Source organism: Corallococcus sp. 4LFB (assembly GCF_046520365.1).
GTDB classification, from domain to species: domain Bacteria; phylum Myxococcota; class Myxococcia; order Myxococcales; family Myxococcaceae; genus Corallococcus; species Corallococcus caeni.
Map to the genome: position 1 here is coordinate 1 of NZ_JBKGHJ010000530.1, position 5,311 is coordinate 5,311.

The window sequence follows — 5,311 nt, forward strand, 5'->3', positions numbered from 1 at the left end:
CCGGCCACCCCGGACGGGGAGGACCCCCGCGCGGAGGACCTGCGCCAGCTCCAGGAGTTCGCCGGCCGCTTCGAGGACGTGCCCCGCTTCCTGTCCGCCATCGCCCTGGTGGCCGAGTTCTCCGCCCGGGCCGCCCTGGACGGCGAGCCGCCCGACGACGTGCTCACCCTCACCACGGTCCACCAGGCCAAGGGGCTGGAGTGGCGGACCGTCTTCGTGCTGGGGCTCGTGGACGGGCGCTTCCCCCTGTCGCAGGCCACGCGCGACCCCGAAAACGAGGAGGAGGAGCGCCGCCTCTTCTACGTCGCCGTCACCCGGGCCCGGGAGGCGCTGTGGCTCGTGTACCCCCACACCTCGCTGCCCCGGGAGGACGGACGGCTGCTGCTCACCCCGTCACGCTTCCTGGCCGAACTGCCGGCCGGGCCTGACGCGGTGTGCGAAACCCTCCCGCCCCCGGAACCCGACGGGCCCATCCGCCTGCGCGACCTGGGGCCGGATCCGGACCGGGAGCTGTAGCCGCCCGGGCTGGAATCAGCCCCCCTGGTGGGCGGGCTGGCCAGAACTACAGTCAGGGAGGAAGCGTCCGCCTAGAAACGCGCACACGACGGCTCGACGTGCTAGAGAGTGAGGACGGGCGCGGCCTCCCCCTGAGCCGCGAACGTTGACCTTCATGGCGGACAGACCTCGCATCGTCGGGATTGACCTGGGCACCACCAACACCCTGGTGGCGTCCGTGCGCAACCGCATCCCGAAGATCGTCCCCACGGATCGCGGCAACCTCATCCTGCCCTCCGTGGTCGCGCTGTCTTCCAAGAACGACCTGCTGGTCGGCGGCGTGGCCAAGGATCAGATGGTCACCAACCCCAAGAACACGCTCTGGGGCACCAAGCGGCTGATAGGCCGCAAGTACCATTCGAAGGCGGTGGAGGACCTCAAGGGGTACTTCCCCTACGACATCGTCGAGGACCCCAACGGGGACGCCGCCGTGACGTTGGGCGGCAAGCTCTACACGCTGCCGCAGATCTCCAGCTTCGTGCTGTCGCAGCTGAAGACCATCGCGGAGCAGTTCCTGGGCGGCCCCATCGACGCGGCCGTCATCTCCGTCCCGGCCTACTACAACGACAACCAGCGCAACGCGGTGAAGGAAGCGGGGCGGCTGGCCGGCTTCGACGTCAAGCGCATCGTCAACGAGCCCACCGCCGCGGCGCTGGCCTACGGCTTCAACCGGGGCCTGGACCAGAAGGTCCTCGTCTACGACCTGGGCGGCGGCACCTTCGACGTCAGCGTGCTGCACCTGGCCGGCAACGTCTTCGAGGTGCTGGCCACGGGCGGCGACTCGTTCCTGGGCGGCGCGGACTTCGACAACCGCATCATGGAGTACGTGCTGGAGCGCTTCCGCGACGAGACCAAGGTCGACCTGACGGGAAGCCCCATCGCCCTCCAGCGCATCAAGAACGCCGCCGAGGCCGCGAAGATCGACCTGACGCTGATCCCCAACGTCGTCATCGACCTGCCGTACATCGAGGAGCGCAAGGGCAAGCCGTTGGACCTGCGCATCCCGCTGACCCGCGACTACCTCAACAACCTCACCGGCGACCTGGTGGACCGCACCTTCGACATCTGCGACCGCGTGCTCGCGGAGAAGGGCATCAGCCGCTCGGAGATCGACGAGATCATCCTGGTGGGCGGCCAGAGCCGCATGCCGCTGGTGCAGCAGAAGATCCAGGCCCACTTCGGCAAGGCCCCGCGCAAGGGCGTGCACCCGGACGAGTGCGTGGCCCTGGGCGCGGCGCTGCTGGGCGACTCGCTGGGCAGCATCGACGCGGTGACGCTGCTGGACGCGCTGTCCATGCCCATCGGCTACGCGATGCCCAACGGCCGCGTGAAGCGCATCATCGAGAAGAACTCGCTCATCCCGATGGTGAAGAGCTTCCGCCTGCCGCCGCCGCAGCAGCCGGGGGCTCCCTTCATCGAGCTGGACATCTACCAGGGCGACAGCGACCTGATGGTGGACAACGAGTACCTGGGCACCGTCCGGGTGCCGGCCGCCGCTGCGGGCCGGAAAATCGACTTCCGCCTCACCGAGGAGTGTCTGCTCCAGGTGCAGGTGGAGGACGCGAGCGGCATGTCGCGCAAGGTGGATCTGGCCACCCGCGACACGCCCGAGCAGTTGAAGAAGGCCCTGCAGGAAGTCGCCTCGCGCAACGCGCAGGCCGCCCCGTCGAGCAGCAGCGGGGCGAGCAACGACGACCGGGGGCTCTTCTCCAGCATCAAGAGCATCTTCCGTAGGGGGTAGGGAGGCGCGATGCCGAAGTTTCCGTCGAAGGAATGGCTGGACGAGGCCGTCCGGCTCACCAATGCAGACCCGGAGTGCGCCATCGCCGGCAAGGGCTGGAAGGGCGACTTCGGGGCCATCATCGAGGCGGAGAAGGGCAAGCTGGACACGTCCTTCGTCGTCCACGTGGAGCCCGGCGACTGCGACATCAAGCGGGCCCGGGTGCTGTCGGATCCGGACGACCTGGAGGAGCTGGAGCCGGTGTACCTGGCCCGCGCGCCCTATTCCGTCTGGAAGCAGCTGCTGCTGGGCACGCTGGACCCCGTGGAGGCCGTGCTCAAGCGCGCATCTCCATGCGGGGGGACCTGCAGCCCCTCATCGAACGCATGCGCTACAAGGGCATCGCGGACCGCGTCTTCGCCGCGCTGAAGACCGAGTTCCCCGACGGCCCCTGAGGGCCAGGAGGACACCCGCCATGGGCATCCGGGACGACTTGAAGAAGCAGGCGCTGGGGCTGTCCAGCATGGCCATGGAGAAGCTCATGGCCGACGAGAAGCGCGCCCTGGCCGTGGCCCAGGCCATTGGCCGGGTCCAGCGCGGCAAGCAGGCCCTGGACCGCGGGCAGGAAGAGGTCATGAAGGCCCTGCACTTCGCGCCGAAGGGGGACTTCAAGGCCGTGGGAAAGCAGCTCGCGGGCCTCAAGCGCCGCCTGCGCGAGCTGGACGCGAAGCTGGAGTCGCTGTCGGAAGAATCCTCCCAGAAAATGCGTTGACACCTGCGCGGGCGGATGGCATTTACCGCCGCGTTCGTTGCGCAGCGGTCGCGCGGCGGACGGCAGACAGCAGGGCGCGTAGCTCAGCGGTAGAGCACTGCCTTCACACGGCAGGGGTCGCAGGTTCGAAACCTGCCGCGCCCACTTCAAACAAGAGGCCGTGAGTCCCCTGGGGCTCACGGCCTTTTGCTTTTCCACCTCCTGACAGGTCGCTGTTCTCCGGGCGGAGACGCCCGTTCGCTGCCGCACGCGGCCGGGCCGCAGTGTCGGGTTCCGGCGCAATCGACGGGGGCGGGGCGTGGCCGGCGATCCACGGACTGTGCGACCTTCACGGCCGTGCCCAGGACATTGCGATTCACGTGGGATCAGCAGGGACGGGCGGTCGTGAGTGGCCTGCCGCCCGATGACGTGCTGGCGGACTACCTCGCCCAGGAGCTGCGCCCGGACCCGAACCGGGCGCGGGGGCTGCTGCGCGTGCTGGCGGCCCTGCGTCAGGGACGCCGCGACCGCTGGGACGTCACCGGCGAAACCTGGAGCCTGGAGCTCAACCGGGCCCGGGCCTCCATCCACAGCGAGGTGGCCATCCCCGGACGCTCCCAGGACCTGCCCCTGGAAGAGTTCGAGGACGCCATCCGCTCGTGGGCGGAGTTCATGGAGCTGTCGCGGGCCTTCTGAAAAAAGAGGCCCGAGCCCTCATGCGCTTCGAGGGCCCGGGCCCGGAGCCCCACACCCCATGGGACCCACAGCCGGAAGTTGAGTGGTGCCGCGGGAGCGTCAGCTCTCCGCGGTGGACGGCGTGCTCCGCGGCGCCTCCGGTGACGTGTCACCGTTGGGCGCGTGCGGCGGCGTGTTCCGCGCCTTCACCAGCGAGGCCACGATGCTGGCGCCCAGCACCAGCGCGATGACGCCCAGGGAGATGGCCGGGGACAGGTGCACCACGTCCACCAGCGCCATCTTCGCGCCCACGAAGACGAGCACGCCGGACAGGCCGACCTTCAGGTAGGTGAACTTCTCCATCGCGCCGGCCATCAGGAAGAAGAGCGAGCGCAGGCCCAGGATGGCGAAGATGTTCGACGTGAAGACGATGAACGGGTCGCGCGTCACCGCGAAGATGGCGGGGATGGAGTCCAGCGCGAAGAGCACGTCGGAGGCCTCCACCAGCATCAGCGCCATGAGCAGCGGCGTCGCCAGCCGCCGGCCGTTCTCCACCGTGAGGAAGTGCTGCCCGTGGAAGTGCGGCGTGGAGGGAATCACTCGGCGGGCGGTGCGCATCAGCCAGCCGTCCTCCGGGTGCTCCTCGTGGTTGCGCTGGATGAAGAGCTTCACGCCCGTGAGGATGAGGAAGGCGCCGAAGACGTAGATGAGCCAGTGGAAGCGCTCCAGCATCGCCACGCCCGCGAAGATCATCGCCGCGCGCAGCACCAGCGCGCTCAGGATGCCCCAGAAGAGGACCCGGTGCTGGTAGAGGGCCGGGACCTTCATCGTGGAGAAGATGACGACGAAGACGAAGATGTTGTCGACGGAGAGCGACTTCTCGATGAGGTAGCCGGTGAGGAACTCCATGCCCGGCCCGGCGCCGAAGCGCCACCACAGGAAGGCGTTGAACGCCAGCGACAGGGTCACCCACACCGCGCTCCACGCACCGGCCTCCTTGAAGCTCACCGTATGGGCCTTGCGGTGGAAGACACCGAGGTCCAGCGCGAGCATCGCGATGACAAATGCGATGAAGGCGCCCCACATGAGGGGGCTGCCGATGGTGTGGAGGGATTCCAAGGCGGTCACCTGGGGAAGGCACGGGGAGCCAACCCCTCTCAAATAGGAGTCCCGGTACTCTTCGGCAAATAGAGAATCCGGACGCGAAACTTCGGGAAAACGGAAGTGTCGTCCGGGGCAGGCGGGCGCCGCGCTGGGGGAGCCGGCCGGACGGGGGCTCTGGAGGCCCTTGTCGTGATGGGAAGTGTTCACGGCCGCCGCGGTTTGCAAAGGCCCCGGCTGAGAACGCTTTCACCGGGCCACCGAGACCAGCCGAGCGCCCGAACCTCCCGTGGCATGTGAGCCCGGGGGTGGTGGCGAGGGTGACGAGGGCCGCAGGCGAAGGCGTCGCGGCCGCTGCCCGTCGTGTGGCCCCCCGTGCACGGATACCCCCTGCCTGATGCGGAACCGATCTGTCTTCACGTCCAGCGCGCTGCTGCTGGCGCTCCATGCCCTGGGTTGTGGCGCGAGCCCCGAGGCGACCCGACGAACCGACCGGCGAGGTGAGCACC

General features: G+C 68.7%; 6 protein-coding genes and 1 tRNA gene. 6 read left to right on the plus strand and 1 reads right to left on the minus strand.

Features of this window, described 5'->3' with window-relative positions; translation table 11 throughout:
- The 6 genes from ACLEQD_RS36025 to ACLEQD_RS36050 form a co-directional block, all read left to right on the plus strand.
- The coding region (locus ACLEQD_RS36025; protein WP_410390385.1) for a 3'-5' exonuclease at nucleotides 1–516 on the plus strand (516 nt) is incomplete at its 5' end.
- A 154-nt stretch (nucleotides 517–670) separates the two neighbouring features.
- Nucleotides 671–2,296: an Hsp70 family protein gene (locus ACLEQD_RS36030; RefSeq protein ID WP_410390387.1), complete on the plus strand. Its 1,626-nt coding sequence runs from the start codon at nucleotides 671–673 to the stop codon at nucleotides 2,294–2,296.
- 9 nt (nucleotides 2,297–2,305) lie between these two features.
- Nucleotides 2,306–2,704: an SCP2 sterol-binding domain-containing protein gene (locus ACLEQD_RS36035; RefSeq protein WP_410390389.1), complete on the plus strand. Its 399-nt coding sequence runs from the start codon at nucleotides 2,306–2,308 to the stop codon at nucleotides 2,702–2,704.
- Between the two features lie 46 nt (nucleotides 2,705–2,750).
- Nucleotides 2,751–3,047, plus strand: coding sequence for a hypothetical protein (locus ACLEQD_RS36040; protein WP_410390391.1), 297 nt, complete (start codon nucleotides 2,751–2,753; stop codon nucleotides 3,045–3,047).
- Between the two features lie 72 nt (nucleotides 3,048–3,119).
- Nucleotides 3,120–3,191: transfer RNA gene (locus tag ACLEQD_RS36045), tRNA-Val, on the plus strand.
- Nucleotides 3,192–3,431: 240 nt separating this feature from the next.
- Nucleotides 3,432–3,722 (plus strand): hypothetical protein, encoded by a 291-nt coding sequence (locus tag ACLEQD_RS36050; RefSeq protein ID WP_410390392.1) that lies wholly within the window; start codon nucleotides 3,432–3,434, stop codon nucleotides 3,720–3,722.
- A gap of 99 nt (nucleotides 3,723–3,821) precedes the next feature.
- Here the strand turns inward: ACLEQD_RS36050 and ACLEQD_RS36055 are convergent, their stop codons facing one another.
- Nucleotides 3,822–4,787: a TerC family protein gene (locus ACLEQD_RS36055; protein ID WP_410390394.1), complete on the minus strand. Its 966-nt coding sequence runs from the start codon at nucleotides 4,785–4,787 to the stop codon at nucleotides 3,822–3,824.
- Between the last annotated feature and the right edge of the window lie 524 nt (nucleotides 4,788–5,311).